Annotated in this window: 6 protein-coding genes and 1 pseudogene; 3 read left to right on the top strand and 4 right to left on the bottom strand. The window is 38.2% G+C overall.

Features of this window, described 5'->3' with window-relative positions:
- Together WIW89_RS13670 and WIW89_RS12865 are read left to right on the top strand one after the other, a co-directional pair.
- Nucleotides 1–155, top strand: a pseudogene (locus tag WIW89_RS13670) (AAA family ATPase); the annotation flags it as partial.
- Between the two features lie 4 nt (nt 156–159).
- The gene (locus WIW89_RS12865; RefSeq protein WP_337721057.1) at nt 160–762 is read left to right on the top strand and encodes a hypothetical protein; all 603 of its coding nucleotides are present in this window, start codon (nt 160–162) and stop codon (nt 760–762) included.
- A gap of 65 nt (nt 763–827) precedes the next feature.
- On the opposite strand, the gene WIW89_RS12860 is transcribed toward WIW89_RS12865, so the two are convergent.
- From WIW89_RS12860 to WIW89_RS12850, 3 genes are all read right to left on the bottom strand, one after another.
- Nucleotides 828–1,007: a hypothetical protein gene (locus WIW89_RS12860; protein ID WP_337721058.1), complete on the bottom strand. Its 180-nt coding sequence runs from the start codon at nt 1,005–1,007 to the stop codon at nt 828–830.
- A gap of 355 nt (nt 1,008–1,362) precedes the next feature.
- Entirely contained in the window at nt 1,363–1,704 is a 342-nt protein-coding gene (locus tag WIW89_RS12855; protein ID WP_337721056.1) for a DUF2173 family protein, read from the bottom strand.
- A 244-nt stretch (nt 1,705–1,948) separates the two neighbouring features.
- Complete coding sequence (locus WIW89_RS12850) at nt 1,949–2,404, bottom strand: peroxiredoxin (RefSeq protein WP_337701814.1); 456 nt, start codon at nt 2,402–2,404, stop codon at nt 1,949–1,951.
- A 400-nt stretch (nt 2,405–2,804) separates the two neighbouring features.
- Here WIW89_RS12850 and WIW89_RS12845 point away from each other — a divergent pair, with 400 nt between their 5' ends.
- Complete coding sequence (locus tag WIW89_RS12845; RefSeq protein WP_337707779.1) at nt 2,805–2,939, top strand: hypothetical protein; 135 nt, start codon at nt 2,805–2,807, stop codon at nt 2,937–2,939.
- Between the two features lie 557 nt (nt 2,940–3,496).
- On the opposite strand, the gene WIW89_RS12840 is transcribed toward WIW89_RS12845, so the two are convergent.
- Entirely contained in the window at nt 3,497–4,816 is a 1,320-nt protein-coding gene (locus tag WIW89_RS12840; RefSeq protein ID WP_337707777.1) for an MFS transporter, read from the bottom strand.
- Nucleotides 4,817–4,985: the final 169 nt, after the last annotated feature.

The raw sequence follows: 4,985 nt of genomic DNA, 5'->3' as shown, positions 1-4,985 counted from the left end.
CTACTCACGTAAATGAAGTTGTAAAAATGGCGGGAAAAGTACTTAACGATTCTGAGGCTCAAGTAATTTATCTATCAAAAGCAGGATATAAAACGTACAAGCTTTCAGAAATTTCTGAATTCGAGAAACCCCTTAGTTGGTTAGGATACGTGTAAAAGCATGGCTATAAATTGTGATAGAATATTTGTAGAAGGTACTTCTGAAAAGATCATTCTTAGTAAGCTAGGTTTTAATGAAGATAACGTGATGGTAAAATTTGGAAAGGAAGAGGTGATTAAGGAATTTAAAAAGTCCTTGTCTTCCTCTATGCCTATCTCGAAAAAGGGAAATGTATGTTTTGTAATAGATGGAGACGAGGAAGGATACAAAGGCGTCTCTGGTAGACTTAAGAAGGATATAGAAGCACTAGATTATTCTCCACCGTATATAAAAACGTGTAAGGATAACTTATGTTATGTTTTAGTAGTCATAGGCGATAAAAATAATGATTTTAGTTGTATTGAAACAATATTGTTGGAAAAACTAAAGATAGACGAGAAAATTAATGATCTAATACACAGAGTATTAGAGTATGAACAACAGAATGTAAGTCATCTTTCAATGTGCGATAGAGACAAAATACGTTTTTATTTATCGATATTTTTACTTTCTGGAGAACCTACAATGCTTTATCTATCTAAAAGGTTTACAGAAGAGTTATTTAGAATAGTCGGAGAGGATGTCTTAAGAAATATTATCTCCTATTTCATAGAAATCAAATAGAATTACCAAAAAGCTTTTATCGTTTACGTGGAAAAAAAAGAGGTTCACATACCGGGGTTTGGGCTTCATTGAATTTTCATGAATCTGTATCCAATCCTCAGCCCTTGGGCTTCACCAGAGTCACTTCCGTTACCCCTCCGCCCCTTTAGCAGGATAACCCCAACCCAAACACGTGAATGTGGGGGAACACGCAATCTTTCAGCCACACTTTTCGGGAAAACCATGTCTGGTGTGACTTTACTCACATTAACCAACAAAGTAATGTGAACTTCACGGTTTATCGAAAACTGTTGACTACGGCAAATAGGAGGAATATTGCTCCTTGTTGCTGCCGTTCTGTCTTTACCCGTATTCTTCGGCTTATTTGGAATCTCGTTCGTGTTATTGTTAATAGCCGGGATCTTGGCACAGTCAAAAAGAAGTTAAATATTTTTACTACGGAAAGTGTAGAACCTCCCTAGTAGTATTTTTGATAGAGCTAGGAGATTCTAAAGTTCCTCATGTTATCTCGCATAACCTTTTTCCGTAATCATAAATATTCAATCTCTTAAGGAAGAATGTAAAGAAAAGAGAAAAAAAGAAAACGATAACTTCTAGTTCTCAGGATTTAGCTACTTCTCCCAGTTCCTTGAATGTTAGATTGAAGTCAGCCTCAGATAACTTTACGAACACTCCATAGTGTCCCATAACACATACGGCATAGTCACCTGCAGCTACTGCCCACCCGTGGAACGGTGTCCACTTCATCTTAGTTAACATCGTAAATCCTTCTGCCTCCATACTACCCATCATCGTGTTTGCCGCACACATCTTGGCTACTAATTCAGCCATTTCCTTTGGTATGTCGCCTTTGTATCCCAGTAATTTACCATCCGCTGAGAAATGACCTGCTGCTATTGCTCCCTTTATCTTCATTAACCTTTCGAGTTTTTCTTCACTCATGTTTGTTCACTTTTTATTATATCAACCATTAATATAAGATTTTTGCAAAACTCTTTTTAATTTCAAATAAATTACAACATATTTCTTTTCATTCTATTATGATAACAATGATAAATTATTCATAGTGGACTTAAAGACTATGAAATGTTTCGATAGAAAAGTTTATATAATAAAAATCTTTAATTTCAGTAAGAATAATTTAAAAGATAAAAAATAGTTTCTAACTCTTTACTCTAACTTTATACTATCCTTTACTCTCTAAACCCCTTATCACTTTTAGTGCCTCACTTACGTGAGATGAGGGGTTTAGCTGAGAGGAGTAAATATGGATAATTCGCCCATCGATGTCTATCACAAATGTCACCCTAGGCGGTATGAGTAAGCCTTTGACGCCGTATAACTCCCTTATCTTACCTTCTGTGTCAGATACCAATATGAACGGTAATTTATATTTCTCCTTAAACTTTTTATGAGAGTCCACATTATCGCCGCTTACACCGATTACAACAGCGTTAAGCCTCTGGAGGTCATCATACCTATCACGGAAAGACATTGCTTCAGCTCTACAGCCTGGAGTATCGTCCTTAGGGTAAAAGTAGAGAATTACAAACTTCCCTCGGAAGTCCGAAAGTCTTATTTTTCTCCCTTCGTCGGTAATTCCTTCAAAATCAGGAGCCTGATCACCTATTTTTAGTTTCACATGATCTTAACGTATTTTTCGTATTTAATTTTGCTTACAAAATAGCCAATCAATTAACTTATAAAGTAGTTTTTATTTCACAACTTCAAAATTTAGGTGGATGAACGTTTGCACATAACTTAATGAGACTGTAACTCTTTTACGTAACTGCTAGTTATTTTTAATCACATCAAATATTGCTTTGTTTCGAGAATGTTTGTATAGCGTTACCAACGAATTTTTACTGACGATCTCCCTAACTGATGACGGGCTCTGCTCACGAGGATGAGAGTGAGAAAAGTGTGGATGGGAGGGTAGTGGCATTTTCTTCTACTAGCCCCAGGGACTTAAGGGTAACTGTGTATGATCCCTTAGCCCGTGGCGGAATTAGAAGTAATTAAAAGTAAGGAAAAGTTACGCCATGGGTAAACACGTACTAGCTGGATTAAAAGTTATCAACCCGTACTCACTAATGAAGAAGATAAGCCAAGGTATGGTTAACGAAGAGAGGCTTAAGGGTGATGCGTCGTTTGTAATAATGACAAAAAGGAGATAATATAATTATATCAACTCCTCGTCCGTTTGTCCCTACACTTTCATCATTTTATGTTTATTCATGATATCGATTGTAGAGACTTAGCCCTTAACCACAGGTGGGTCATGGGACTCCTTCGAGCCCAACGGCACGGGGCTCACATCTCTGCAATCACTCTCACCCTTTTGCCCACATCGGCCTGAGAGATCATCATATAGCAACAAAAATTCGCTATAAACAGACAAAAAATTTCTTTTGACGTGAAAAAGAACTCAGCCCTTAGATGTGGCACAACTCTCCAGTTACACCACGGGTAAACACTTACATTACTCCTTGTGTGATCGCCTTGTATAACCTCACTTGTTAAAGTCATAACATATTACATCGGTTGGGTCGCAACTCTTAAAGGACACAGCAAATACACAGTAAAACTCCTCTTTACCCTCAGCAATCCTTCTTGCTATCTTCTTCATCAATAGATAATGGATGTCTAGGGTATTACTTCTTCCAATTTTATTGTGAACAAGAAGTGAATGAGGGTTTTTCATAATAGTTTAAAAATAAATAATAAAAAGAACTTACTTAACTACTACCTCCTCCTTAGTCAAATCCACACCTTTGGTTTCCTTCAAACCTAAAGTAGCTATGGCAGATATTACTCCCCATATCGCTAAGAACGTTGTCACTATCCATGAGTGTACTAAATACTGGGAGGGCAAACCTAGAAGTCCTACGAGTAATATAGGCATCAAACCTCCTTCTACTGCGGCAGCCAATTGCAAACCGTAACTGGCTCCACTGTACCTATACTTTGTGGGAAAACTTTCCGGATAGAAGGCCGCCATTGATGCATATGGTGCATAGGCAGCAAAACCTATTAAGAACTCCATGGCGAAGGCTAGAGACAAGTTACCGCTCAGGAACCCGTATACGTAAGGATACGCAAGGGCAGCTATTAACAAGTCACCTATGATGAGTGAAGTCCTTCTACCCAATTTATCGCCTAAATAACCGAACAGCGGATTTGATATTAGGCCAGCTATTGAGAACAAGTAAACTAGGGCTGAAGTCAGAGGAACTTGAATTCCCAAGAAGTTAACATATTCTGGGTAATGCAACTCCTTCCCTACAACCTTCAGATAGAGACTAGGCATTACTGTGGCCGGTATATAAACGGCAATGAAGACACTACCTATCGATAACATTAGTAGTATTATCGGTTTCCACGCGTATTTGAAGACCTCTATCGATGGCACCTTACTTATCTTGCCCTCGCTCTTTATTTTCTCAAAGGGTATGCTTTCCGTCGCTAAGTATCTAAATAATGCACCTAAAAACGCTACGCTCCCACCTACTATAAAGCCTATCCTCCAGCCTATTGTAGCAAAGTCCTTGCTGAAAACTAGGAGTACTGTGGCTGCACCAATAAAGCCTAAAGGTGAGGCAATCTCAATAAGGGACGTGAATAAAGCCCTCTTTGAAGATACGTGTTCTGAAACCCATGTAGCTACTCCTCCCCACTCGCCACCAACCCCTAAGCCTTGTATGAACCTAAAAGCGAAGACTGCTATCGGTGCTATTAATCCGATCGTAGAGTACGCAGGCATTAGTCCCACCGCTATCATAGCTATCCCTACTAATACTAAATCAAAGCTCAGTGCGTGTCTTCTTCCTAACTTATCACCAATGTGACCGAAAACTGTCGCACCTAAAGGTCTTGCGAAAAACGCTATTGCATATGATGATACTGAGGCTAATATTGACACAAGGTAATTAGATGAAGGGAAGAAGAGTTTAGGAAATGCTAGTAGAGCGGCATAGATAAATAAGTAGTAGTCATACCACTCTATAGTAGTTCCTACCAGTCCTAAAATCGCGACCCTTGAGACCGAGGACATGAATTGTTATAGCGTCTTACAACTTATAAGCTTATTTATTTAAATTACTTTACTTTTAAGATGAAAATTTTATTTTTATAACGCAAGTTTATAGCCATTTACTAATTTTTGATAATACTCTTGTAAAGGCTGATTTAAATTCCAAGTTCTGCAATCTAGGACCCCTAGG

Origin of the sequence: Stygiolobus sp. CP850M, from assembly GCF_037389425.1 — an archaeon.
Taxonomy (GTDB): Archaea; Thermoproteota; Thermoprotei_A; order Sulfolobales; family Sulfolobaceae; genus Stygiolobus.
Note: the sequence above shows the minus strand (reverse complement) of the source record. Positions and strands in the feature narration are given on the sequence as shown.